We start from the raw sequence: 24,438 nt of genomic DNA, 5'->3' as shown, positions 1-24,438 counted from the left end.
CCCCCACCCCTCATGCCGATCTTACTCCGCGGCTACGGCGACGGGCATGTGACCCGTCAGATAGCGCTCGGCTTCAAGCGCTGCCATGCATCCAAGACCGGCGGCAGTGATTGCCTGACGGAAGGTATCGTCGGTCACGTCGCCGGCGGCATAGACCCCCTCCAGGCTGGTCGCGGTCGAGTCCGGCGCCGTCCAGAGATAGCCGTTGTCCTTCAGCTTCAATTTGTCCTTGAAGAGCTCGGTTGCCGGCGCATGGCCGATGGCGACGAAGACGCCGTCGATTGCCACCTCGGTGATCGCGCCGGTTTTGACGTCACGCAGGCGTGCGCCGGAGACGGATTGCGGCATCGGCGGCTTGGCCGGCGTGCCGGTGATTTCGGCCACTTCGGTGTTCCACAGCACCTTGACGTTCTCCTTGGAGAACAAGCGTTCCTGCAGGATCTTCTCGGCCCGGAAGAAGTCGCGGCGGTGGACCAGTGTCACCGACTTGGCGATGTTGGAGAGATAGAGTGCTTCCTCGACGGCGCTGTTGCCGCCGCCGACCACAATCACATCCTTGTTGCGATAGAAGAATCCGTCGCAGGTGGCGCAGGCCGAAACGCCGAAGCCCTGGAAATGCTGCTCGCTCTCGATGCCGAGCCACTTGGCCTTGGCGCCGGTGGCGATGATCAGCGTATCGGCGGTCCAGACCTGCCCGCTGTCGGTGCGGGCGACGAAGGGGCGCTGGTTCATGTCGACTTCGGTGACCAGATCGTTGACGATCTCGGCGCCGACATGTTTTGCCTGCTGCAGCATCTGTTCCATCAGCCAGGGACCTTGGATCGGATCGGCAAAGCCCGGATAATTCTCCACATCGGTGGTGATCATCAGCTGGCCGCCCTGTTCGAGACCGGCGATCAAGACCGGCTTCAGCATGGCGCGCGCGGCATAGACCGCGGCAGTATAGCCTGCGGGTCCGGAACCGATGATGAGCACCTTGGTGTGGCGGGCGGGCATGTCATTTCCTTTCGACTGGCAGGAGGGCGGCGGCTAAGTGGCGATTGCGGCCGTTTCGCGGTCCCTGCGCCATTTATGAACGTCCAATGCTTTTATTCAAGGGCAGCCTTGCGTTACCAACAAGGCAAATCGGGCGGATGTGCAAGAATCCGTCATCGGCGTGAAACATTCTTGCGTATTCCGCGGCTTTATATAGAAGCTCCCCGCGGAGAATTAAAGAAAGGCCATGATGTGGGTCGCGCCGAGCTCGACGTCATCGATATTAAGATCCTCCGGGAATTGCAGGCCGACGGCCGCATGACCAATGTGGAGCTGGCCGATCGCGTCGGCATCTCGGCACCGCCATGCCTGCGCCGGGTGCGCAAGCTCGAGGAAGCGGGCATCATCGAGGGCTACCATGCAATGTTGAACAGCCCGAGGCTCGGCTTCGACCTCGTCGCTTTCTGCATGGTCGGCCTCAAGCATCAGTCGGAAGGCAATCTCAAGTCCTTCGCCGCCGCCACCGCCGAATGGCCGCTGGTGCGCCAGGCCTGGATGGTCTCCGGCGACAGCGATTTCCTGCTGCATTGCGTGGCGGAGAATCTCACCCACTTCCAGGATTTCGTCATCGAGGTGCTGACGGCGAACGAACATGTCGATACCGTGCGCACCATGCTGACGATCCGACAGGTGAAGAAGCTGGGACTGGTGGAAGTCTGAAACAGTCTATTTGCGCGCAGTATAGCCACCGCGGTTGATCCCGTGGCGCTGGAGCTTGTCGTAAAACGTCTTTCTCGGTATGCCGAGCGCCTCGATGGTGCTGCGTACGTCGCCGTCATTGGCCGTGAGCGCGTCGCGGATAATCTCCGCCTCGTAGCGTTCCAGCCGTTCGGGCAGGGTGCCGCCGCCGGTCGGCTGAGCAGGGACCGGTGCGGCTGCGCCGCCTTCGACGCCCAGCACCACACGCTCAGCATAATGCGAGAGCTCGCGGACATTGCCCGGCCATGCGTGCGAGGCAAAGTGGCGACGCATCTCGGGCGACAGCTCCGGCACCTCTCTGCGAAAGCGCTCGGCGGCGCGCGCGGCGAAATGAGAAAACAGCAGCGGAATATCGTCGCGGCGCTCCCTCAGCGGCGGAATGGAGATCGTCACCACATTCAGCCTGTAATAGAGGTCCTCGCGAAAATCGCCGCGCAGATCGGGATCGCCGAGATCGATCTTGGCGGCTGCGACGACGCGCAGATCGACCGAGCGTACTTCATTGGTGCCGAGCGGAGTGATTTCGCGCATCTCCAGCACCCGCAGCATCTTGACCTGGGTGGCGACCGGCATGCTCTCGATCTCGTCGAGGAAAAGCGTGCCGCCGCTTGCATGTTCGATGCGGCCGGTGCGGCGTTTCTGGGCGCCGGTAAAGGCGCCGGCCTCGTGGCCGAACAGCTCGCTTTCGATGACGGTTTCGGGGAGCGCGCCGCAGTTCAGCGCCACGAAATTGCCCTTCCGGCGGTGGCTCCACTGATGCAGGATTTGGGCGACGACTTCCTTGCCGCTGCCGGTCTCGCCGGCAACGAGCACGTCGACATCGGTATCGGCGATGTGGCGAAGGATCTTCCGCAGATTTTCCATGACGGGCGTCTGGCCGATCAGCGGCGAATTCTCCTGCGCATCTTCGGCCGCCTTGCGCAGCATGCGGTTCTCCAGGATGAGCCGCCGCTTCTCGCCGGCGCGACGCACGCTCTGGACGAGGCGGTCGGCCGCAAACGGCTTGGCGATGAAATCATAGGCGCCGTCCTGGATCGCCTGAACGGCCATTGGAATATCGCCATGACCGGTCATCAGGATCACCGGCAGGTCGGCGTCGATGCCCTTGAGCATGGCGAACAACTGCAATCCGTCGATCTCAGGCATGCGGATATCGGTGACGACCGGGCCGGCAAAATCCGCGGACAGCTCGGCCAGCGCGGCCTTCGCTCCCTCATAGGCCGAGACGGAAAATCCGGCGAGTTCCAGCGTCTGGGCGGTGGCGCGGCGCAGGTCCTTGTCATCGTCGATCAGCGCAACGGGCATCGGTGCGGCCATGATCTCAAGCCTTCCTCAGATGAACGACGAACCGAGTCCCGCCGCCGTTGCTGTCAACTTCCATCCGGCCGCCGTAATCGCCGACGATATCCTTGGAGATGACCAGCCCGAGGCCGAGGCCGCTTTCCTTCGAGGTGTTGAACGGCGTGAACAGGCCCTTGCGGATCTCAGGCGAAATGCCGGGGCCGTTGTCGGCAACCGTCAGCGTCACCATCTCCCCTTCGCTTGACGTCCTGACCTCGACGCGCGCCTCGTCGGCCTTCGGCGCCACCGCTTCAAGCGCGTTCTGAAGCAGGTTGATCAGCACCTGTTCGAGGCGGATCCTGTTGCCCATGACCTGCAGGTCGGGCGGCGGCAGGTCGATGTCGAGCGTGTCCATGCGGCCGGCAAAGCGGCTGCGCAACAGCATCACGGCCCCCTCGATGACATCCTTCAAGCCGGTTGGTTCGGCGCTGCCGCGGCCTTTGCGGGCAAAACTCTTCAGGTCCTCGGTGATCGAGCCGATACGTTCCGTCAGCGCCGCGATGCTATCGAGATTTTCACCGGCCGGCGCGGTCTGGCCGCGGTAGAGAAAGGTGCGGGCGTTGTCGGCATAGGCACGGATGGTCGCCACCGGCTGATTGATCTCATGGGCGACGCCGGCCGCCACTTGGCCCAGGATCGCCAGCCGGTTGGCCTGCACCAGATCCTGCTGCACCGCCTGCAGCTTCTGCTCGGTGCTCCTGTGGCCGACGATCTCGGCCTGCAGCCGATCCCGCGCCTGGCTGAGATCCTGTGTCCGTTCGGCCACGCGCCGTTCCAATTCCTCCCGCGCCTGCTGTTCGCTCAAAATCCTGAGGGTGACCGCCTGGCGGCGGCGCAACAGGAAGGCGGCGCCCGCCAGCAGCGGCAAGAGCGTGAGCAGCGCCAACATACGGGCCTCGCGAATGCCCGCATCGACGGACGGCCCCAGCGCCACGAGATGCTGCAAATGCCAGGCGGTCGCGGGAACCGGCATCCCGACATCGAGAAAGCTGGTTTTTCCTGCGCTTCCCGGCATGACGACTTCGACGATGTCGAGGTTCTCGCCGAGACTTCGCACAGTATCGAGCGGCAGCGGCTGCAGCGGCGCATCGCCGAATTGCAGACTTTCGCGGATCGTCGTCAGCCGGTCCCCGGGGATCCGGCCGATCGTCATGAACCGCCAGGAGGGAACGCTGGTGATGAGGACGATGCCGCGATCGTCGATGACATAGGAGGGGGCGTCCGTGGCGCTCCAATCCGCTTCGACGTCGTCGAACTCGACCTTGACCACGACGACACCGAGCAGCCCGCTGCTGCCTGATATCCGCTCGGAGATATAAAGGCCGGGTTTCTTGCTGACTGTGCCGAGCGCGAAGTGCTCGGCCTGTCCTTCAGCGACCGCACCCTGAAAATATTCCCGAAAACGATAGTCGTTGCCGACGAAGCTCGTCGGTTCGCGCCAGTTGCTAGCCGCAACCGCCATGCCGTCCTTGTCGATGACATAGATGACCGCAGCCTTGGTTCCCGCCGCCAGCGTCTCCAGCTTCTGGCTGAGCCGCTCGAAGGTGCCGGCATCGTTTCCCGCAAGGGCTGCGGCGAGTGCCGTATCCTGCGACAGCACGAAAGGCAGCGCCCGGTATTTTTCGAGAACCGTGCGCAGCAATGCCGCATTCAGCCTGGCATCGGTGCGGGCCTGTTCTTCGAGGGCCGCCTCGGCATGGCGCCGGCCGATCTCGCCGCTTGCCCACAGACCGAGGGCGGCGGCAACAAGCGCGATCACTGCATAAGCCCACCACATCCGGCGGATGCGGTGCCGCAGGGGCAGGGAAGGCCACAGCGATGACAGGGACAGGGACATGGCGAATTTGTGCATTTTTCTGCACTAGTTGCAAATGGATTTGTGCGGATTTCCGCATTTCTTGATGGGCTTTCATCGGTCGTGGAAATTTTTATTAAATAAAATCAACGCTCTAGTCAGGTACGTCAAAACTGGCACAGTGATTGCGAAGGAGATGGCAACAACGGCTGAGCTGTTGGATTGAAGCGAACGGCTCGGGAGGCCGGAGTTCGTTCCGGACGAGCCTTAAGGAGGACATCATGATCGCAGCACCATTTGATGCAGTCGCAGACAGCAAGGGCAAGAAGCCCTTTTATTCCCATCTTTACGTTCAGGTTCTCGCCGCTATCGCCGCGGGTATCCTTCTCGGCCATTTCTATCCCGAACTCGGCGCGCAGCTGAAGCCGCTCGGCGATGCCTTTATCAAACTCGTCAAGATGATTATCGCGCCGGTCATTTTCCTGACGGTGGCGACCGGCATTGCCGGTATGAGCGACCTGAAGAAGGTCGGCCGCGTCGCCGGCAAGGCGATGCTGTACTTCCTGACCTTCTCGACCTTGGCGCTGGTCATCGGCATGGTCGTCGCCAATGTCGTCCAGCCCGGCGCCGGCATGAATATCGACCCGGCGTCGCTGGATCCCACCGCCGTCGCCACCTACGCCTCGAAGGCGCATGAGCAGAGCATCGTCGGCTTCCTGACCAATATCATTCCGACGACGATCGTCGGCGCCTTTGCCGATGGCGACATTCTGCAGGTGCTGTTCTTCTCGGTGCTCTTCGGCATCGCGCTTGCCATGGTCGGCGAAAAGGGCGAGCAGGTCGTCAATTTCCTCAATGCTCTGACGGCGCCGGTCTTCAAGCTCGTCGCCATCCTGATGAAAGCTGCCCCGATCGGCGCTTTCGGCGCCATGGCCTTCACCATCGGCAAGTACGGCATCGGATCGATCGCCAATCTCGCCATGCTGATCGGCACTTTCTACCTCACGTCGCTGCTCTTCGTTCTCGTCGTTCTCGGCGCCGTTGCGCGCTATAATGGCTTCTCGATCCTGGCGCTGCTGCGCTACATCAAGGAAGAGCTGCTGCTGGTTCTCGGCACCTCGTCGTCGGAGGCCGCACTTCCGGGCCTGATGAACAAGATGGAAAAGGCCGGCTGCAAGCGCTCGGTCGTCGGCCTCGTCATCCCTACCGGCTATTCCTTCAATCTCGACGGCACCAACATCTACATGACGCTGGCGGCGCTGTTCATCGCCCAGGCAACCGGCATCAACCTCTCCTGGGGTGACCAGATCCTGCTGCTCTTGGTAGCGATGCTGAGCTCCAAGGGTGCCGCAGGCATCACCGGTGCCGGCTTCATCACGCTTGCCGCCACGCTCTCCGTCGTGCCCTCCGTGCCGGTCGCCGGCATGGCGCTCATCCTCGGCATCGACCGCTTCATGTCGGAATGCCGGGCGCTGACCAACCTCGTCGGCAATGCCGTGGCGACGATCGTCGTGGCACGCTGGGAAAACGAACTGGATACCGCGCAGCTCGCCAGGGCCCTGGGCGGCCAGACAGAAGAAAGCGCTCCGGCCGCCGGACTGCAGCCGGCGGAATAATCAGCACGATTGTTGGCAATCTTTGCAGCGGCCCGTTATCCGACGGGCCGTTTCGCTTTCTGCTTCAGCGGTTGCCGCCGAGAAGACGGTCGTAAATGGCGCCGATCGCGTTTGCTTCCTTCTCCAGCGCAAAATTCGCTCTGACATGGCGCAGTGCATTCTCGCCATGCGCGACCGCCAGACCGGGATCGGCGATATAAGGCGCGATCGCCCGTGTCAGCGCTTCACTGTCGCCGGCCGCCACCACCGATCCGGTCTCACCTTCGGCTATGAGCTCGGCATAGGCGCCGGCGTCCGATGCCACCACCGCCGTTCGCGAAGCCATGGCTTCGAGCGGGGTCAGCCCGAAACCCTCGTTGCGGGAGGGGGCGACATAAAGCGTCAGGCGGCGATACCAGACCTTGATATCGGGCACTTCGCCGAGGAAGAGGATTCGGTCGCTAAGGCCCGCGGCGGCGACATCCGCCTTGAGCTTGTCTGCGAAGGCGATGTGCTCCGCCGTCACCCGGCCGGAGACGACGGCCGTCCATTCCGGGTGCTGTGGCAAGAGTTCGATCATTGCACGGACGAAAAGATCGGTGCCCTTCTGATGGCGCACGCGGCCAAAACAGCCGACCAGATAACGGCCCGGCAGACCGGTGGCGGCAATGCCGTCTTCTGCCGTTGCCGGCGGATGGAACAGCGAAAGGTCGACGCCGTGTTGGATGACCGTGTGCGGCACCTCGAGGAACGAGCCGGAGCGGTCGCTGGTCGCGATCACCGCGTCCATGCGGCGGATCAGCCATTTCGTATAGGCGGTATGGCGGCGCTGCGCGGCCGAGGTGAAGATGAGTTTCAGCGGCATGCGCAGGAGATGGCGAAGCAGGATGCCGACGGCCATCTCATTGTTGCGGCGGGCGTGCCAGACACGCCGCCGCCGGCGCGGCGGCGGGCGCCAAAGGCCAAGGAGCTGCGACCATCTCAGCTTCGCCAAGCCTTCCGGCAGGCCGGGGCCGAGCGTTGCGATCCTCATGCCGAGCCGGATCTGGCAGGGGATGAGCTGGACGATGGTCGACGTGACGCCGGAGAGCCGGCGCTTGAAATTGGGCGCGATGATCTCGACGTCACGCATATCAGGCAAGGGAGGGGTCTCGTCTGTGGCGGGCGGTCAGCCCCAGGAAACCTGAAGGATTTCGTAGGCCTTGGAGCCGCCGGGGGCATTGACCTCGATGGAATCGCCGACTTCCTTGCCGATGAGCGCGCGGGCGATCGGCGAGGATATGGAGATACGGCCGGCTTTGACGTCGGCTTCCTGGTCGCCGACGATCTGGTAGGTCTTTTCTTCTTCGGTGTCCTCGTCGACGAGCTTCACCTTGGCGCCGAACTTGATCTTGTCGCCGGACATCTTCGTCAGGTCGATGACCTCGGCGCGCGCCGTCAGGTCTTCCAGCTCGCTGATGCGGCCTTCATTGTGGCTCTGGGCTTCCTTGGCGGCGTGATATTCGGCGTTTTCGGAAAGGTCGCCATGGGCACGGGCTTCGGCGATCGCCTCGATGATTCGAGGGCGCTCCTCCTGCTGACGCCAGCGCAGCTCTTCCTGCAGCTTGACGAAACCACCCGGTGTCATTGGTACCTTTTCAACCATTTTTCTGTCCTTCACTCCTTGTATCCACGCAGCAGGCGCGAACACAAAAGAAAACAGGTCCCGAAGGGGAGCTTCGGAACCGTGCCACAATCCTAGTTAAGTGCTTATAGCAGATCGCCAAGGCCGATTTCCAGAAAATTCGCATTAACGAAAAAGCGAGCCGCCGCCACAGCGGGTCATCAGGCGCAAAAACGCGCTCAAGGCCGGATCGCCGCGATTGACTTTGTTCGTAAGAACATATAGTGAACATACTGATGAAGAAATCGCTAACAGAACGCTTGGCCATCCTTTCCGATGCTGCCAAATATGATGCTTCCTGCGCCTCCAGCGGCACGGTGAAACGCGATTCGGCTGCAAGCGGCGGGCTCGGCTCGACCGAGGGATCCGGCATCTGTCATGCCTATGCGCCGGATGGGCGATGCATTTCGCTTCTGAAAATACTGCTGACCAATTTCTGCATCTACGACTGCGCCTATTGCATCAATCGCTCCTCGAGCAATGTCGAACGGGCGCGCTTCACGCCCGAAGAAGTCATTTGGCTGACGCTGGAATTCTACCGCCGCAACTATATCGAAGGCCTGTTCCTGTCCTCGGGCATTATTCGCTCGTCCGATTACACGATGGAAGAGATGGTCCGCATCGTCCGCGAACTGCGCGTGACGCATAATTTTCGCGGATACATCCATCTGAAATCGATCCCCGAGGCGTCGCCGCGTCTGATCGAGGAGGCGGGGCTTTTTGCCGACAGGCTGTCGCTCAACATCGAGTTGCCGACGGATAATGGCATCAGCCGCTTCGCGCCGGAAAAGAAGCCCGCCAATATCCGCCGATCGATGGGCGATCTGAGGCTGAAGATCGAGGCCGCCGGCGAGCCGACGCTGCGCACGAAGAAGCGTCAGCGCTTCGTGCCGGCCGGCCAGAGCACGCAGATGATCGTCGGTGCCGACGGCGCGAATGACGCGACGATCCTTGCGACCAGCGGCCGGCTTTACAGCAGTTACGGCCTGAAGCGTGTCTATTATTCCGCCTTTAGCCCGATCCCGGATTCATCGAAAAACCTGCCGCTGATCAAGCCGCCGCTGATGCGCGAACACAGGCTCTATCAAGCCGACTGGCTCTATCGGTTCTATGGGTTCGGCATCGACGAAATTACCGCCAACCAGACGGGCGGCATGCTCGACCTCAACCTCGACCCGAAGCTTGCCTGGGCGCTCGCCAACCGGGCCGAATTTCCCGTCGATATCAACAAAGCCGAACGTGAACGCCTACTGCGCGTTCCCGGTCTCGGCACCAAGACGGTCAAATCAATCGTTTCGGCCCGCCGCTTTCGCCGGCTGCGGCTCGACGATCTTTCGCGGCTCGGCATCTCGATCAAGAAAGTCCAGTCCTTCGTCTCGGCGGAAGGCTGGTCGCCGCGCCGGCTGATCGACCGCCCGGATCTTCGCGCTATGTTCGAGCCGAAACCTGAACAATTGTCGCTGCTATGATGCGCCGGGTCGTGCTGGCGGGACGGGGCGATCTTGCCGAATGGCGCGATGCCGCGCGCGCCTTTGCCGCCGCCGGCATTTTGCCTGAGGAGATCGACTGGCGGGAAAAAAGCGCAGAGGCGGATCTTTCGTTCCAACGCGACGCCATGCCGCCGGTGCCGGTGACACGCAAGCCGATGACGGTGCCGCCCGCCTTTATCGAGCTTGCCGAGACGGTCCTCTGCCACTCCGACCCGGCGCGGTTCTCCTTGCTTTACCGCCTGCTCTGGCGGCTGCAGATGGACCGGCAACTGCTCGAAGTGGCCTCCGACGAGGATGTCGTGCGGGCTCGCCTGATGGCAAAAAATGTCCGGCGCGACGCCCACAAGATGACGGCTTTCGTCCGTTTCAAAGAGGTTGGTGCGGCAGCTGCTGGCCGTCGAAAATTCATCGCCTGGTTCGAGCCGGACCATCATATCGTCAGGCGCACGGCACCCTTCTTCCAACGGCGCTTCACCGATATGGATTGGCTGATCGCCACGCCCAAAGGGTCGGCGGCCTGGGATGGCGAGCGGCTGACGATCAGCGATGCCCCCTGCGAGAAGCCCAATCTCACCGATACCACCGATGAGCTATGGCGCACCTACTATGCCAGCATTTTCAATCCGGCGCGGCTGAAGCTGAAGGCGATGCAGGCGGAAATGCCGAAAAAATACTGGAAGAACCTGCCGGAAGCCGATCTTATCCCCGGGCTGATCGCCTCCGCCGAGAGCCAGGTGCGGGCGATGGCCGCGCGCGAGGCGACGCAATCGCTGCCCTTTCACGACCGGCTTCAGGAGGCCGCCCGCAACCTTCCCATAGAACGCGAAGCGCCGGCCGGCACGCTCGAAGCCCTCAGCGCCGAAGCCGCCGCCTGCACCCGCTGCCCGCTTCATGCCAAGGCGACACAGACCGTCTTCGGGGAGGGGCCGCGCGATGCAGAGGTGATGTTCGTCGGCGAGCAGCCGGGTGATCAGGAGGATATTGCCGGGCGCCCCTTCGTCGGCCCGGCCGGCAAACTGCTCGACCAGGTGATCGCGGACGTCGGCATCGACCGTTCGGCGCTCTATGTCACCAATGCCATCAAGCACTTCAAATATGAGCCGCGCGGCAAACGCCGTATCCATCAGAAGCCGAATATGGGCGAGGTGAAGCATTGCCGCTGGTGGTTGGATCTGGAACTGGCGCTCGTCAAACCGAAGCTGATCGTCGCCATGGGGGCGACGGCGCTTGCGGCGCTGACCGACGTGAAGGAGCGCCTGCAGGATGTCAGGGGAAAGGCAATGGCGATCGAAGGAGGACGCACGCTCTTCGTGACGGTGCATCCCTCCTATCTGCTGCGCATTCCCGACGAGCGACTGAAAGCGGAGGAGATGGTGCGATTTCGCAATGATATGCTGCAGATTCAGCGGCTTATGGCGTCCGCCGGCTAAAGTGATTCCAGTGAAGACGCGCCATCGCTCACCGAGCGATGGCGCCGCTGGAATTGCTCTATCTCAGGCGAAGTAACTCTGCAGCGGCCGGACTTCGAGATTGCCAGCCTTCAGCGCCTTGATCGCTTGGGCGGCAGCTTCGGCGCCGGCCATGGTTGTGTAGTAGGGCACCTTCTGCATCAGCGTCGCGCGGCGCAGCGACTTCGAATCCGAGATCGCCTTGTTGCCGTCCGTAGTGTTGATGACCAGCTGAACCTGGCGGTTGCGGATGGCATCCTCGATATGCGGGCGGCCTTCGAGCACCTTGTTGATCTTGGTGGCGGTGATGCCGTTTTCACCGAGGAAGCGGGCGGTGCCGCCGGTGGCCAGCACCTTGAAGCCCTGTTCGACGAGGATGCGGATCGCCGGCAGCACGCGTGGCTTGTCCTCGTCGCGCACCGAGACGAACACCGTGCCGTCACGCGGCAGCTCGACGCCGGCGCCGAGCTGCGACTTGGCGAAGGCCAGCGCAAAATCGGTGTCGAGGCCGATGACTTCACCGGTCGAGCGCATCTCCGGGCCGAGCAGCGTGTCGACGCCGGGGAAGCGGGCGAAGGGGAAGACTGCTTCCTTGACGGCGATATGCGTGAGCTTGCGCGGATCGGGCTTTTCGCCATAGGCGGCAAAGGTCGCATCGAGCTTCTCGCCGGCCATAACGCGCGCGGCGATCTTGGCGATCGGCGCGCCGATGGTCTTGGCGACGAAGGGCACGGTGCGCGAGGCGCGCGGATTGACCTCCAGAACGTAGACGGTGCCGTCTTTGATGGCGAACTGGACGTTCATCAGGCCGCCGACATTGAGCGCCTTGGCCATCGCCTTTGCCTGGCGCTCGAGTTCGTCGATCAGTTCGACGGGCAGCGAGCGTGGCGGCAGCGAACAGGCACTGTCGCCGGAATGGATGCCGGCTTCCTCGATATGCTCCATGATGCCGGCGACATAGACGTCGGTTCCATCAGAGAGGCAGTCGACATCGACTTCGATGGCATGGCTGAGATAGCTGTCGAAGAGAAGCGGGTTCTTGCCGAGCAGGGTGTTGATCTGGCCGGTCTTGTCATTGGGATAACGCTGCTTGATGTCTTCGGGCACCAGTTCCGGAACCGTGTCCAGCAGGTAGGTCTGCAGCTGGCCTTCTGAATGCAGGATTTGCATGGCGCGGCCGCCGAGCACGTAGGAGGGACGCACGACCAGAGGGAAGCCGATTTCGGCGGCGACCAGGCGGGCCTGCTCGACCGAATAGGCGATGCCGTTGTTCGGCTGGTTGAGGTCGAGCTTCATCAGAAGCTTCTGGAAGCGATCGCGGTCCTCGGCAAGATCGATCATGTCGGGTGCGGTGCCGAGGATCGGGATGCCGTTCTTCTCGAGCGCCTCGGCAAGCTTCAGCGGCGTCTGGCCGCCGAACTGGACGATGACGCCGACGACTTCGCCCTTTTCCTGCTCGGCCCGCAGGATCTCGATGACGTCCTCGGCCGTCAGCGGCTCGAAGTAGAGGCGATCGGACGTGTCATAGTCGGTCGAGACGGTTTCTGGGTTGCAGTTGATCATGATCGCTTCATAACCCGCATCCTTCAGCGCGAAGGCGGCATGGCAGCAGCAATAATCGAACTCGATGCCCTGGCCGATGCGGTTCGGGCCGCCGCCGAGGATGACGACCTTCTTGCGGTCGGAAACCTCAGCTTCGGAGCGGGCGGCGCCGACGAAAGGTGTCTCGTAGGTCGAATACATATAGGCGGTCGGCGAGGCGAATTCGGCGGCACAGGTATCGATGCGCTTGAAGACCGGGCGGACGTTCAGGCTGTTGCGAAGTTCGGCGACCTGCTTCGGGCGCTTGCCGGTCAGCGTGGCCAGACGGGCGTCGGAAAAGCCCATGGCCTTCAGCATGCGCAGGTTCGCGGCATCCTCGGGCAGGCCGTGCTCGCGGATGCGGGCTTCCGTGTCGATGATGTTCTTGAGCTCGGCGATGAACCAGGGGTCGATCTTGCAGCCCTCATGCACCTCTTCGATGCTGAGACCCATGCGCAGCGCCTGGGCGACCATGCGCAGGCGATCCGGCGTCGGGGTGCCGATGGCAGCGCGGATGGCGTTGTGGCTGGATTCGCCTTCCTCGGAATCGGGGATCTCGATTTCGTCGAGGCCGGTCAGCCCGGTTTCGAGGCCGCGCAGCGCCTTCTGCAGCGATTCGGCGAAGGTGCGGCCGATCGCCATGACTTCACCGACCGATTTCATCGCCGTCGTCAGCACCGGCGAGGCGCCGGGGAATTTCTCGAAGGCGAAACGCGGGATCTTGGTGACGACATAGTCGATGGACGGTTCGAAGGAGGCAGGGGTTGCGCCGCCGGTGATGTCGTTGTCCAGCTCGTCGAGCGTATAACCGATGGCGAGCTTGGCGGCGACCTTGGCGATCGGGAAGCCGGTGGCCTTGGAGGCGAGCGCCGAGGAGCGCGAGACGCGCGGGTTCATTTCGATGACGACCAGGCGGCCGTCCTTCGGATTGACGGCGAACTGGACGTTTGAGCCGCCGGTCTCGACGCCGATCTCGCGCAGCACCGCGATCGAGGCGTTGCGCATGATCTGGTATTCCTTGTCGGTCAGCGTCAGCGCCGGGGCGACGGTAATCGAATCGCCGGTATGCACGCCCATCGGATCGATGTTTTCGATCGAGCAGATGATGATGCAGTTGTCCGCCTTGTCGCGGACGACTTCCATTTCATATTCCTTCCAGCCGAGCACCGATTCCTCGACCAGCACTTCGGTGGTCGGCGAGGCATCGAGGCCGCCGCCGACGATCTCGAAGAATTCCGAGCGGTTGTAGGCGATGCCGCCGCCGGTGCCGCCGAGCGTGAAGGAGGGGCGGATGATGGCGGGCAGGCCGACATGATCGATCGCCTGGGCGGCAATCGCCATGGCATGGCTCATGTAGCGCTGCTTTCGGTCGCTCTCGCCGAGGTTCCACTGGTTTTCCAGTTCGTCCAATGCCTTGTCGAGATCGGGACCCGAGAGGCTTTCGCGCAGCTTGTTGCGTTCGGCCTCATGCGTCTTGCGGTCGAGATCCTTGATATCGGTGGCGTTCGCCAGCATCGAGCGCGGCGTTTCCAGCCCGATGCGGGCCATCGCCTCGCGAAACAGCGCCCGGTCCTCGGCCATGTCGATGGCGGCGGGCTTGGCGCCGATCATCTCGACATTGTAGCGGTCGAGCACGCCCATGCGCTTCAGCGAAAGCGCGGTATTCAAAGCCGTCTGGCCGCCCATCGTCGGCAGCAGCGCATCCGGGCGCTCCTTGGCAATGATCTTGGCGACGACCTCGGGGGTGATCGGCTCGACGTAAGTTGCATCGGCAAGGCCCGGATCGGTCATGATCGTCGCCGGGTTGGAGTTGACGAGGATAACGCGGTAGCCTTCCTCCCTCAGCGCCTTGCAGGCCTGGGTGCCGGAATAGTCGAACTCGCAAGCCTGGCCAATGACGATCGGTCCCGCGCCGATGATGAGGATCGATTTGATGTCTTGGCGCTTCGGCATGGGCGATATCCATTGTCTGGCTGCGCAAAAAGCCGGCCAGGGTGGGAGATCACCGGGTCGGGTCGCGCATTGAAGGTCTTTTCAGGCTAGAAGCGGCTTATAGGCAAATGTATTTGCAAACGGAACCCCATAAATCGCGGAATCGACAGGAATCCAACACGGCGCGGAAGACTATTTCGTCAGGCAGGACTACTAGCCCTCGATGAACTCGCTGGAATTCCAGCCGTCGACGGATATATAGATTCGTTAAGTGCAATCACGGGCATTGCCGGGGAGAACGAAGATGGAATGGAGAGGCCGGCGTCAGTCCGATAATGTCGAGGATCGCCGCGGCGACCCGAGCAGCGGCGGTTTCGGCCGCGGCGGTGGCTTCAACTTTCCTTCCGGCGGCGGCGTTCGCCGCGCCGGCGGCGGCTTGAGCATCGGCACGATCATCTTCCTCGTCGTCATCTATTTCATCTTCAAGATGATGGGCGTCGATCTGCTGCAGGTGCTCGAAGGCGGCGGCATGACGAGCGGCCCCGGCTACGAACAGAGCCAGTCGGAAGGCACGCGGACGCCCGCCAATGATGAGATGACCGCCTTCATGCGGACCGTGCTTGCCGAAACCGAAGATACCTGGACGGGCATCTTCCAGGCGCAAGGCCAGACTTACGAGGAGCCGCGCCTCGTGCTGTTTTCGGGCTCGACGGCATCGGCCTGCGGCTCCGCATCGGCGGCAACCGGACCATTCTATTGCCCCGGTGACCACAAGCTCTATCTCGACACGGATTTCTTCCAGGAACTCTCCAACCGGTTCGGCGCGTCCGGCGATTTCGCCGAAGCCTATGTCGTCGCTCACGAGGTCGGCCATCACGTGCAGAACCTGCTCGGCATCCTGCCGAAGTTCAACCAGGCCCGCCAGCGCATGAGCGAGGAAGAGGCCAACAAGATGTCGGTGCGCGTCGAGCTGCAGGCCGATTGCTTCGCCGGCATCTGGGGCAAATATACCCAGCAGAAGGGCTTGCTGGAGTCCGGCGACCTAGAGGAGGCGCTGAACGCCGCCCAGCAGATCGGCGACGACACGCTGCAGAAGCGGTCCCAGGGCTACGTCGTGCCCGAGAGTTTCAACCACGGCACTTCGGCCCAGCGCGTCAGATGGTTCAAGCGCGGCTTCGACAGCGGGCAACTGTCGGCTTGCGATACGTTCTCGGGGCCGGTGTGAGGGGAAGGGACTGTCCTTCGTTTGCGCTCAGGACTTGGTTCCTTCGTCATTCACCCCTCATCCGACCCTTCGGGCCACCTATCTCCCCGCCGGGGAGAAGAGGACTTGCCGCAGCATCTCATTCCTTCTTCTCCCCTCGGGGAGAAGGTGGCCGTAGGGCGGATGAGGGGGCTGCACGGCAGGACGCTCGTTTTAGTCCTTCGTCCCACTTCACTACCTCTCACTATCCATATGCTGCAGCATATGCTCCGGATAACGCCCGCCGGCAGCCGCATCCTTCGGGACTGCCCGTTCGATCGCGGCGAAATCTTCCGCCGACAGATCCACTGCGCGTGAGCCGAGCGCCTCGGTCAGCCGGTCGCGGCGGCGGGCGCCGATGATCGGGACGATATCCTTGCCCTTGGCGGCGACCCAGGCGATGGCGATCTGGGCGACCGAGACGCTCTTTGCCTCCGCGATCTCACGCAGTTTTTCCACCAAAGCGAGGTTCTGCTCGATGTTGCCCGCCTGGAAGCGCGGGCTATGGGTGCGGAAGTCTCCGGCGGCGGCTTGGCCCTTTTGCCAGTGGCCGCTGATCAGGCCGCGCGAGAGTACGCCGTAAGCGGTGATCGAGATGCCGAGTTCGCGCGTCGTCGGCAGGATCTTCTCTTCGATGCCGCGCGAGATCAGCGAATATTCGATTTGCAGGTCGACGATCGGGGCAACAGCGGCTGCGCGGCGGATGGTGTCGGCGCCGACTTCGGACAGGCCGATATGCCTGACATAACCTGCTTTGACCACGTCGGCGATGGCGCCGACCGTATCCTCGATCGGCACGTTGGGATCGAGGCGGGCCGGGCGGTAGATGTCGATATAGTCGACGCCGAGGCGCTGCAGCGTGTAAGCGAGGAAATTCTTCACCGCGCCCGGGCGGGCGTCGATGCCGCTCCAGCCGCCAGCGGGATCGCGGAGCGCGCCGAATTTGACGCTGATGACCGCATCCTCGCGCCTGCGTCCCTTCAACGCCTCGCCAATCAGCATCTCGTTATGGCCCATGCCGTAGAAATCGCCGGTGTCGAGCAGATTGACGCCGGCATCGAGTGCGGCATGGATCGTCGCGATACTTTCGGCGCGGTCGGCAGGGCCGTACATGCCCGACATGCCCATGCAGCCGAGGCCGATGGCCGAAACATTAGGTCCGGTCTTTCCCAAACGATAGGTCTGCATTGTCTTCTCCCTAATGCGCGCACAAGCGGCGCTGCCGGATGCCGTTTTTACAGCCTTCGCCCCTGCGCGATAATCCGGATGGTCTCGAACGGGCCGTGCGCAGGGCCGCACAATGAACGATCATTCCCCGAATGATCTGGACGTCGTCAATGCGATTGCAAGGGAGCCAATGATCACGTTGCCGCGCCCCAAGGTTGAAGGATTTCATAAATTTCCCGTTCTGCATTATCAAAAACTTTGAAATGTTCACGGATTGTTTCGTTTTGTTTTCTGAGCTATGTCAGTTTCTCGGCGACGAGATCGTCTTTTCAGAACGAACCGCTGTAGAGATGCCTCATGCTTGACCCCAAATTCGTCCGTCGCGGCCTTTTCCTGGTCTTCATCATTCTCTTCCTCGACATTATCGGCATCGCCATCATCATGCCGGTGCTGCCCGCCTATCTGGAACAACTGACCGGCGGCGGCGTCAGCGATGCGGCGATCGATGGCGGCTGGCTGATGCTCGTCTATGCCGGCATGCAATTCCTGTTCGCGCCGCTGCTCGGAAACCTCTCCGACCGGTTCGGCCGCCGGCCGATCCTTCTGCTGTCGGTGCTGACATTCGCGATCGACAATTTCATCTGCGGCATCGCCACCAGCTTCTGGATGCTGTTTGTCGGCCGCGTGCTTGCCGGCATCAGCGGCGGCAGCTTCGCCACGTGCTCGGCCTATATCGCCGATATCAGCACCGAGGAGAACAGGGCGAAGAATTTCGGGCTGATCGGCATCGCCTTCGGCGTCGGCTTCACGATCGGCCCCGTTATCGGCGGTGTCCTCGGCGAATTCGGCCCGCGTGTGCCGTTCCTCGGCGCGGCAGCACTCTCGTTCGTCAATTTCATCGCCGCCTGCTTCCTGCTGCCGGAAACGCTGGAGGTTAGGAATCGCCGCCGCTTCGAGTGGAAACGCGCCAATCCGCTCGGCGCGCTGCGGCAGATGCGCCATTATCCGGGCATCGGCTGGGTCAGCCTCGTGATGTTCCTGTTTTTCCTCGCGCATGCCGTCTATCCCTCGGTCTGGTCCTTCGTCTCGACCTATCGCTACGGTTGGAGCGAGGGACAGATCGGCCTGTCGCTCGGCATTTACGGCATCGGCGCCGCGCTGGTGATGGGATTGGTATTGCCGCGCGTCGTGCCTCTGCTCGGCGAATGGAAGACAGCGCTTCTCGGCCTCTGTTTTTCGGCGGCGGGGCTGACCGGCTATGCCTTCGCGTGGGAGGGCTGGGTGGTCTATGTCGTGATCGTTGCGACCGTCATGGAAAACGTCGCCGATCCGCCGCTGCGCAGTATCGCTGCCGGCAAGGTGCCGCCCTCGGCGCAGGGCGAGCTGCAAGGTGCGCTCACCAGTCTCAGCAGCATCACCACCATCGTCGGACCACTGATCTTCACCCAGTTGTTCAGCTATTTCACCCGGCCAGAGGCGCCTATAACCTTTGCCGGCGCGCCCTACCTGACCGCCGCCCTGTTCATCCTGGTGGCCGCCGGCGTGTTCCTCGTGCGGGTCCGGGTCCGTCAGCCGGCGGATGCGCTTGAGGCGGCGGGCTGATCAATCAGAAATGGTGATGCGATGATGAATTTTTCATCATCTGCCTGTTTTGGGGTAGTTCTTTGCGGGGCTTTCCTCTAAATCCCGATGATATTTCTCCGCAAATTGTGCGGCGGCGCATATTTCAATCACAGGACTAGGTGTCATGGACACGCCGATCGACGCGCGCAGGCTTGCGCCGACAACCGATAATCGTTGGGGCGCACATTTCCGTGCAACGCTGGCGCTCGGCATTCCGTTGATCGGCGCGCAGCTCGCCCAGCTCGGCATCAACACCACCGACGTGATGATCGTCGGCCGCCTCGGCGCCGAGCATCTGGCGGCGATGGTGCTTTCGGCGCAGTTCCTGTTCACGATCCTGATCTTCGGCTCCGGTTTTGCCATCGCCGTCATTCCGATGGTGGCGCAGGCCTATGGCCGCGGTGACGTCGTCTCCGTGCGCCGGGCGCTGCGCATGGGTCTCTGGGTGGTGATCGCATATTGGGTCATCATGCAGCCCGCCTTCTTCAATTCGGAGCAGATCCTTCTCTTCGCGCAACAGAAGCCGGAGGTGGCCAAGCTTGCCCATGGCTACATCATGATCGGCCAGTTTGGCGTGCTGCCGGCGCTGCTTTTCAACGTCATGCGGGCCCTCGTCAGCGCCATCGGCAAGGCGGGCATCATCCTCAATGTCACCATCGCCACGCTGGTGCTGAACGCGATCTTCGCCTATGCCCTGGTGCTCGGCCATTTCGGCTTTCCGGCAATGGGGCTCGAAGGAGCGGCGATCGTTTCTGTCGTCGTGCAGACGGCCGGCTTTCTGTTCATTCTCGCCTTCGTCCAGAAGCGGGAGGAGACACGGCGCTACGAGATCTTCGTGCGGTTCTGGAAGCCTGATTGGCATGCGCTGCTTGAGGTTCTCCGGCTCGGTTTTCCGATCAGCGTCACCGTGCTTGCCGAGGTTAGCCTGTTCACGGTGGCCTCGCTGCTGATGGGCTATATCGGCACCATCGAACTCGCCGCTCACGGCATCGCCCTGCAATGGGCCTCGATCGCCTTCATGATCCCGCTCGGTCTCAGCCAGGCGGCGACGGTGCGCGTCGGCGTCGCCCACGGGCAGGGCGATTACCGCGGGCTGGTGCGCGCCTCGATCATGGTGCTGATTCTTGCCTGCGCCATTTCGGCGGTCGGCTCGGTGCTCTTTGCCACCATGCCGCAATTCCTCGGCAGCTGGTTCCTCGACGTCAATTCGCCGGAGGCGCCTGCCGTGCTTGCCTATGCCGGGCCACTGATCGTCGTCGCCGGGCTTTTCCAGCTGGTCGACGGGCTGCAGGTGGTCGCCAACGGATTGCTGCGCGGTCTGAAAGACGCACGGGTGCCGATGATCATGGCGTTGATTGCCTATTGGCCGATCGGCTTCTTCCTCGCCTGGGCCTTTGCCTTCCCGCTGGGCTTCGGCGGCATCGGCATCTGGTTCGGCTTCCTCGTCGGGCTGGCGGCGGCGGCTGTCATGCTCTGCTGGCGGTTCTATCTTCTCCTTCGCCGGGAGGGCGCGACTTCAGGCGCCTGAGCCGGCAGCGTTATTTTAAGCCGCGACAGGCTTGTAGCTGGCGATATCGGCGCGAATGCCGAGACGCGCAAACATCTCCTGCGGATCGAAATTGGCGGCCTTGTGGGCGGCCGCGACGGTTGCCCGCGCGCGTTCGACGACCTCGGTATTTTCCCATTCGGCAATGGTGACGAAATTGAATTCGCCGGGACCGGCGACCTGCTCCAATACCCTGTGATCGATGAAACCTTCTTGCGCTTCCAGCAGCTTGTGGGTCATCATCACCTTGACGAGAAATTCCTCGCGTGCCGCAGCCGGCACGACGAATTTGTCGACACGAAAGAAAGCTCCGCTCATCCATTTTCCCCTGAATCAGATGTCTTCGGGAGTTTGTAATTCCTCAAGTGTGGTTGAGGTCAATATGGAAGCGAAGACGTCCGGTCACTAACTTGGAATTGCGGGGCGCCCGCTTCCTGAAGCCGTCGTGTTCCAGAGTTCAAGTACGCCTCCGTTGTCTTTTCGACCTCGCGAAATGGGGACGCGACGGGGAGTTAGCCAGGATGGCGCTTCCTGAAGAACCCCTCAATCTGCCTGCATGTAATCCGCCACGCTGTAGCAGTGGCTCGCCTGGTAGGCGTTCCGCCCCCGGTTCATATGCGTCAAGTTGAACGTCCGAATGGCACGCAACACGCGGCGGTTAGTGAGGAATTTGCGGATCGAGACAGAGCCACGCACATTGATGCCGAAAATGTCCGCACCACGCGGGAAGAAATAGCTGATGTGCTCTGGCATCGCGACGCTTTGCTCGAGAAAGGGTTCGTCGACTCGGCTCGGCGTGGCTGAACGATCTGTGGTGAAATCCGAAAGATGCACGATGAATCGGGAGCGGATATCTTCGTCTTGGGCATAGAGCGCAAAAAGCTCCATCCAGCTCGCATTGACGCGTACGAGCGGCTTGTCCGAGGTCGACGGCAGACAGGAAACCGACCAGTAGTAGCGCTCGGTCTTGCGCAGGATCGGAATGCAGTTTGGACCGTATAGCTTGAGAATCTCCAGGACTTCCCCTGCTTGCGGGCGGCTAAGCAGTTTCTCAAATCGAGCGACATATTTGAAGCGCTGTTCCAGGGACTCTAATCGGTCGCCCGTGTCCGGCAAGTCGATCTTGCCCGCTATCCAATCGCGCTGCTGCTCAAGGTCGAGGAATTGCCGCAGGCCAGTGGTTCTCGGGCGAGAGGTCGCGCCCATGTCGGACGTCCTGCGAATGCGCGTCATCGGCCGACTCCTGTATTCTCGCTTAGGCGTGCGAATTTAATATCCCGCCCAATGTGCCTCCGAATGATACCTCGCAGATGGTGAATTTGGAACTTCTGCGCGACCAAGAGGAGAAAGTTGCATGACTGTTCGCCGTCTTGGCAACGGCTCAAGACTGGCATTGCTAGCGCTGCAGGGCGGCACTTCCAGGACCAAAGTTCGATCTACTTGACGGCCGCAATGGAGGGTGCGAGGCGGGCGGTGTGATGGCCTTGAGTTACTCACCAGCGCGTCTTTGACCCCACACCGCCACCGACCGCGGGCTAAAGCGATGCGAATGGGGCAGGCGTGTTGTCGCTACTGCGCGCACTGTTTGCAAACAATTAGCTCCTGCCCACAAAACTGCTGTCACAGCCTTTGAATTGTGTCGACCTCTGATAGTGGTGAAGCCTGCCGTCCACTTTTGCCTCGCGCTCCTCGATTGGAAAAGTCGAGATGGGTCGATACCCGAAATTCGAGAATGCTGAACAAAATTCGGGAGCACGCCAACAAGCAGAAATCGCATGAGCTTGATCTCTACTATGGAATTTCAGCATAGCGGATGATGCTCTGATTTTGCACGTTGGCGACTAGTTCATCAGAACGAGCCAAAAATCGGCGGAGCAAAGGTGAGGAATTTGAATCGTTGTATCCCAAGGTGAGATCAATTGTCGGAGGCACACCCTCAAGTGCTCTGGCAACGACATTTGGCGTCAGCATATTTTGCGCATAAAGCGGAATAAGCGTTATTCCACCCGTAGACACGACGAGCGACATTGCTGATGGCAGGCCGTCACCTTCGTACTCTGCCTTGAGTGTGATCCCGATTTCCGCCGCGTAATCCTGGATCACGGATTGCAATACGGGAGAAATTCTAGCCGAACTGACGTAAGTTTCGCGGGCAAGATCCTGCGGCCGGATCTTTTTGCGCGACGTCAAGCGATGGTCCGCCGGCAGTACGGCGATCAGTGGCTCCTTGGCTAAAAACTTGAAGGACACACCAACACTCTGCGTCTCGGGGCGAAGGAAAGCGACGTCCAGCTTGCCTCGCATCAGTGCCAGAGCAAGGTCCGGGGAAGACTGACTGGACAGTATGATTTCAACCTCCGGCGCTTCCTCACGAATAATGCGCAATGCATGGGGTAGCCACACGACCTCCTGTCCTGCGAGAAAACCGATAGTGAACGACTGCTTTTCCGGCCGTTCTGCCCGCCGGGCCCCTTCCGCAGCCGCCTCGACTTGCAACAAAGCCAGCCGCGCGTGATCAAGAAACACTTTACCGGCGGCGGTGAGCGCCACGCCGCGCGGCTGCCGTTCCAGCAGTTTTACACCGATTTCGGTTTCCAGATCGCGAATTTGCCTGCTGAGTGAGGGCTGGGAAGTGTGTAGCCGCCGCTCGGCTGCGGTCAGCAAGCTTCCCTCTTCCGCAACAGCAACAAAATAGCGCAAATGCCTGAGTTCCATCCGGTCCTCGCTATACATCTAAGGCATAGCTCGAACGTACAAGGTATTTGTCCTTGATAAAGAGGGGATTTAGTCAACGTCGCAGTTTTGAGATATGATCGAATACGCCTCACCGGAGGTATTTCGCAATCAGCTGTATCGAAAAACGAATGTTTAACAGGGCAGATGGAGCGACACGATGCCTACAATTACTACAACGGACGGCGTAAAAATCTTCTACAAGGACTGGGGCTCAGGCCAGCCGATCGTTTTCAGCCACGGCTGGCCGCTGTCGGCGGATGACTGGGACGCCCAGATGACCTTCTTTCTTGGCCACGGCTACCGGGTGATCGCCCACGACCGGCGAGGCCACGGCCGGTCCGACCAGCCCGGCACCGGCAACGACATGGACCACTGGGTTGCCGACCTCGCGGCCCTGACCGCGCACCTCAACCTGCGCGACGCGATCCACATCGGCCACTCCACAGGTGGCGGTGAGGTGGCTCGCTATGTCGCCCGCCACCCGGAGCGCGTCGCGAAGGCGGTACTGGTCGCTTCCCTGACGCCGAACATGTACCGGAGCGAGGAAAACCCGTCCGGCCAGCCGCCGGAGTGGTTCGAAGCGATCCGCGCGGGCGTGCTGGGCAACCGGTCGCAGTTCTTCCGGTTCGTCCCTGAGAACCCGTTCTACGGTTACAACCTCGACGGGGCCGAGCCTTCGGAGGCGATCATTGCGAACTGGTGGCGCCAGGGCATGGCCGGCGGTGCTCTCGCTCACTATGCGACTGTCGCCTCTTGGCTCGAAGATTATACCGAAGACCTCAAGAAGATCACCGTGCCGGTGCTGGTGATGCATGGCGAGGCCGATCAAGTCGTCCCCTTCGCAAGTTCCGTGCCGCGTGCGGTCGACCTGCTCAAGAACGGGTCGCTGAAGACCTATCCGGGCTACCCCCATGGCATGCTGACCACACATGCAGATGTCCTCAACCCCGACCTGCTCTCGTTCGTCAGGTCTTGACGACATCGACCGGACCGCGGCCTTCATCCAACGTCGTCAGGACGATCTGTCACCCGGCAGTGCCGGGTGACACCTGTTGGTGCTGGTACGTGGAGCGTTCCCGGAGGGGGCTTCCGAGTGTGGCAATTTGCTTGGCGCGTCGTGAAAAATGCAACTTGCCGCGCTTAAATTTTACGTTGCGGTGGCCGATGACTCCACCGGCCGAAATGGCTCGGCGTCTCGGCTTCGACATCTAGGAATTAAGAGCGGGGGTGTCCGTCGCTGCCGTTCGAGGTCGATCCGAGGAACGTGCGGTATGTGCTAGAATGCGGCCGAAGACGGAACGCGACAGACGCACTGCGAGGGGCGGTGTGATCGAAGCGGAATTCGCGCGACCGAGTGCCAACGTTATGCTCTTGGAAGGGGGAGACGAGGACGATGCCGACACCAGAGCAACCCAGTCTAATAGTTCGACAGAAATCCCCTGAGAATATCGAGTTTCCGTTTGCGTCGCTCTCCGATTGGCTGATCCCAACCGAGCTGTTCTTCGTGCGAAACCATTTCCCGTCGCCGGACCTCGATGCCCGAG

18 protein-coding genes are annotated in these 24,438 nt (G+C 61.7%); 8 read left to right on the top strand and 10 right to left on the bottom strand.

What is annotated here, in order from left to right; all coding sequences use genetic code 11:
- Positions 1 to 21: 21 nt before the first annotated feature.
- The gene (gene trxB / locus K6N12_RS27870; protein ID WP_097626776.1) at positions 22 to 996 is read right to left on the bottom strand and encodes a thioredoxin-disulfide reductase; all 975 of its coding nucleotides are present in this window, start codon (positions 994 to 996) and stop codon (positions 22 to 24) included.
- A 231-nt stretch (positions 997 to 1,227) separates the two neighbouring features.
- Between trxB and K6N12_RS27865 the strand changes: the two genes are divergently transcribed.
- Entirely contained in the window at positions 1,228 to 1,695 is a 468-nt protein-coding gene (locus K6N12_RS27865) for an Lrp/AsnC family transcriptional regulator (RefSeq protein ID WP_003593144.1), read from the top strand.
- Positions 1,696 to 1,701: 6 nt separating this feature from the next.
- On the opposite strand, the gene K6N12_RS27860 is transcribed toward K6N12_RS27865, so the two are convergent.
- Both K6N12_RS27860 and K6N12_RS27855 read right to left on the bottom strand, forming a co-directional pair.
- Positions 1,702 to 3,051 carry a sigma-54-dependent transcriptional regulator gene (locus K6N12_RS27860; protein WP_097626778.1) on the bottom strand — a complete coding sequence of 450 codons (1,350 nt, stop codon included), beginning with the start codon at positions 3,049 to 3,051 and terminating at the stop codon, positions 1,702 to 1,704.
- A gap of 4 nt (positions 3,052 to 3,055) precedes the next feature.
- Positions 3,056 to 4,927 (bottom strand): sensor histidine kinase, encoded by a 1,872-nt coding sequence (locus tag K6N12_RS27855; RefSeq protein ID WP_097626780.1) that lies wholly within the window; start codon positions 4,925 to 4,927, stop codon positions 3,056 to 3,058.
- A gap of 224 nt (positions 4,928 to 5,151) precedes the next feature.
- Here K6N12_RS27855 and K6N12_RS27850 point away from each other — a divergent pair, with 224 nt between their 5' ends.
- Positions 5,152 to 6,486 carry a dicarboxylate/amino acid:cation symporter gene (locus K6N12_RS27850; RefSeq protein ID WP_097626782.1) on the top strand — a complete coding sequence of 445 codons (1,335 nt, stop codon included), beginning with the start codon at positions 5,152 to 5,154 and terminating at the stop codon, positions 6,484 to 6,486.
- Positions 6,487 to 6,550: 64 nt separating this feature from the next.
- On the opposite strand, the gene K6N12_RS27845 is transcribed toward K6N12_RS27850, so the two are convergent.
- Together K6N12_RS27845 and greA are read right to left on the bottom strand one after the other, a co-directional pair.
- Positions 6,551 to 7,606: a glycosyltransferase family 4 protein gene (locus K6N12_RS27845; RefSeq protein WP_097626784.1), complete on the bottom strand. Its 1,056-nt coding sequence runs from the start codon at positions 7,604 to 7,606 to the stop codon at positions 6,551 to 6,553.
- 27 nt (positions 7,607 to 7,633) lie between these two features.
- Positions 7,634 to 8,110, bottom strand: coding sequence for a transcription elongation factor GreA (gene greA, locus K6N12_RS27840; RefSeq protein WP_003565408.1), 477 nt, complete (start codon positions 8,108 to 8,110; stop codon positions 7,634 to 7,636).
- Positions 8,111 to 8,364: 254 nt separating this feature from the next.
- On the opposite strand from greA, the gene K6N12_RS27835 reads away from it, so the two are divergent.
- Complete coding sequence (locus tag K6N12_RS27835) at positions 8,365 to 9,597, top strand: putative DNA modification/repair radical SAM protein (RefSeq protein WP_097626786.1); 1,233 nt, start codon at positions 8,365 to 8,367, stop codon at positions 9,595 to 9,597.
- Positions 9,597 to 11,048 (top strand): UdgX family uracil-DNA binding protein, encoded by a 1,452-nt coding sequence (locus tag K6N12_RS27830; protein ID WP_097626831.1) that lies wholly within the window; start codon positions 9,597 to 9,599, stop codon positions 11,046 to 11,048. Before K6N12_RS27835 ends, K6N12_RS27830 begins: the two co-directional genes overlap by 1 nt.
- Positions 11,049 to 11,111: 63 nt before the next feature.
- Here the strand turns inward: K6N12_RS27830 and carB are convergent, their stop codons facing one another.
- Complete coding sequence (gene carB, locus K6N12_RS27825; protein WP_097626788.1) at positions 11,112 to 14,600, bottom strand: carbamoyl-phosphate synthase large subunit; 3,489 nt, start codon at positions 14,598 to 14,600, stop codon at positions 11,112 to 11,114.
- A 283-nt stretch (positions 14,601 to 14,883) separates the two neighbouring features.
- Here carB and ypfJ point away from each other — a divergent pair, with 283 nt between their 5' ends.
- Complete coding sequence (gene ypfJ / locus K6N12_RS27820) at positions 14,884 to 15,804, top strand: KPN_02809 family neutral zinc metallopeptidase (protein WP_097626790.1); 921 nt, start codon at positions 14,884 to 14,886, stop codon at positions 15,802 to 15,804.
- A gap of 213 nt (positions 15,805 to 16,017) precedes the next feature.
- Here the strand turns inward: ypfJ and K6N12_RS27815 are convergent, their stop codons facing one another.
- Entirely contained in the window at positions 16,018 to 17,010 is a 993-nt protein-coding gene (locus K6N12_RS27815; protein ID WP_097626792.1) for an aldo/keto reductase, read from the bottom strand.
- A gap of 336 nt (positions 17,011 to 17,346) precedes the next feature.
- On the opposite strand from K6N12_RS27815, the gene K6N12_RS27810 reads away from it, so the two are divergent.
- Positions 17,347 to 18,591 carry a TCR/Tet family MFS transporter gene (locus K6N12_RS27810; protein WP_097626794.1) on the top strand — a complete coding sequence of 415 codons (1,245 nt, stop codon included), beginning with the start codon at positions 17,347 to 17,349 and terminating at the stop codon, positions 18,589 to 18,591.
- Positions 18,592 to 18,736: 145 nt separating this feature from the next.
- The gene (locus K6N12_RS27805) at positions 18,737 to 20,140 is read left to right on the top strand and encodes an MATE family efflux transporter (RefSeq protein WP_097626796.1); all 1,404 of its coding nucleotides are present in this window, start codon (positions 18,737 to 18,739) and stop codon (positions 20,138 to 20,140) included.
- Between the two features lie 15 nt (positions 20,141 to 20,155).
- On the opposite strand, the gene K6N12_RS27800 is transcribed toward K6N12_RS27805, so the two are convergent.
- From K6N12_RS27800 to K6N12_RS27790, 3 genes are all read right to left on the bottom strand, one after another.
- Positions 20,156 to 20,476 carry an antibiotic biosynthesis monooxygenase family protein gene (locus K6N12_RS27800; protein WP_097626798.1) on the bottom strand — a complete coding sequence of 107 codons (321 nt, stop codon included), beginning with the start codon at positions 20,474 to 20,476 and terminating at the stop codon, positions 20,156 to 20,158.
- 225 nt (positions 20,477 to 20,701) lie between these two features.
- Positions 20,702 to 21,391 (bottom strand): hypothetical protein, encoded by a 690-nt coding sequence (locus tag K6N12_RS27795; protein WP_245426847.1) that lies wholly within the window; start codon positions 21,389 to 21,391, stop codon positions 20,702 to 20,704.
- Between the two features lie 558 nt (positions 21,392 to 21,949).
- Positions 21,950 to 22,873, bottom strand: a complete 924-nt coding sequence (locus K6N12_RS27790) for a LysR family transcriptional regulator (protein WP_097626801.1) — start codon at positions 22,871 to 22,873, stop codon at positions 21,950 to 21,952.
- A gap of 178 nt (positions 22,874 to 23,051) precedes the next feature.
- Here K6N12_RS27790 and K6N12_RS27785 point away from each other — a divergent pair, with 178 nt between their 5' ends.
- Positions 23,052 to 23,870 (top strand): alpha/beta fold hydrolase, encoded by an 819-nt coding sequence (locus K6N12_RS27785; protein WP_097626803.1) that lies wholly within the window; start codon positions 23,052 to 23,054, stop codon positions 23,868 to 23,870.
- Positions 23,871 to 24,438: the final 568 nt, after the last annotated feature.

The organism is Rhizobium redzepovicii (assembly GCF_019793435.1).
Classification (GTDB): domain Bacteria; phylum Pseudomonadota; class Alphaproteobacteria; order Rhizobiales; family Rhizobiaceae; genus Rhizobium; species Rhizobium redzepovicii.
This window is presented reverse-complemented; position numbering and strand designations above follow the sequence as displayed.

Bases quoted from the DNA above. Each gene is read 5' to 3' on its own strand.
- K6N12_RS27830 (WP_097626831.1), top strand. From the start codon at position 9,597: ATGCGCCGGGTCGTGCTGGCGGGACGGGGCGATCTTGCCGAATGGCGC.
- K6N12_RS27790 (WP_097626801.1), bottom strand. From the start codon at position 22,873: ATGGAACTCAGGCATTTGCGCTATTTTGTTGCTGTTGCGGAAGAGGGA.
- K6N12_RS27810 (WP_097626794.1), top strand. From the start codon at position 17,347: ATGCTTGACCCCAAATTCGTCCGTCGCGGCCTTTTCCTGGTCTTCATC.
- K6N12_RS27815 (WP_097626792.1), bottom strand. From the start codon at position 17,010: ATGCAGACCTATCGTTTGGGAAAGACCGGACCTAATGTTTCGGCCATC.
- K6N12_RS27835 (WP_097626786.1), top strand. From the start codon at position 8,365: ATGAAGAAATCGCTAACAGAACGCTTGGCCATCCTTTCCGATGCTGCC.
- greA (WP_003565408.1), bottom strand. From the start codon at position 8,110: ATGGTTGAAAAGGTACCAATGACACCGGGTGGTTTCGTCAAGCTGCAG.
- K6N12_RS27795 (WP_245426847.1), bottom strand. From the start codon at position 21,391: ATGACGCGCATTCGCAGGACGTCCGACATGGGCGCGACCTCTCGCCCG.
- K6N12_RS27855 (WP_097626780.1), bottom strand. From the start codon at position 4,927: ATGCACAAATTCGCCATGTCCCTGTCCCTGTCATCGCTGTGGCCTTCC.
- K6N12_RS27805 (WP_097626796.1), top strand. From the start codon at position 18,737: ATGGACACGCCGATCGACGCGCGCAGGCTTGCGCCGACAACCGATAAT.
- K6N12_RS27860 (WP_097626778.1), bottom strand. From the start codon at position 3,051: ATGGCCGCACCGATGCCCGTTGCGCTGATCGACGATGACAAGGACCTG.
- K6N12_RS27800 (WP_097626798.1), bottom strand. From the start codon at position 20,476: ATGAGCGGAGCTTTCTTTCGTGTCGACAAATTCGTCGTGCCGGCTGCG.
- carB (WP_097626788.1), bottom strand. From the start codon at position 14,600: ATGCCGAAGCGCCAAGACATCAAATCGATCCTCATCATCGGCGCGGGA.
- K6N12_RS27785 (WP_097626803.1), top strand. From the start codon at position 23,052: ATGCCTACAATTACTACAACGGACGGCGTAAAAATCTTCTACAAGGAC.
- trxB (WP_097626776.1), bottom strand. From the start codon at position 996: ATGCCCGCCCGCCACACCAAGGTGCTCATCATCGGTTCCGGACCCGCA.
- K6N12_RS27850 (WP_097626782.1), top strand. From the start codon at position 5,152: ATGATCGCAGCACCATTTGATGCAGTCGCAGACAGCAAGGGCAAGAAG.
- ypfJ (WP_097626790.1), top strand. From the start codon at position 14,884: ATGGAATGGAGAGGCCGGCGTCAGTCCGATAATGTCGAGGATCGCCGC.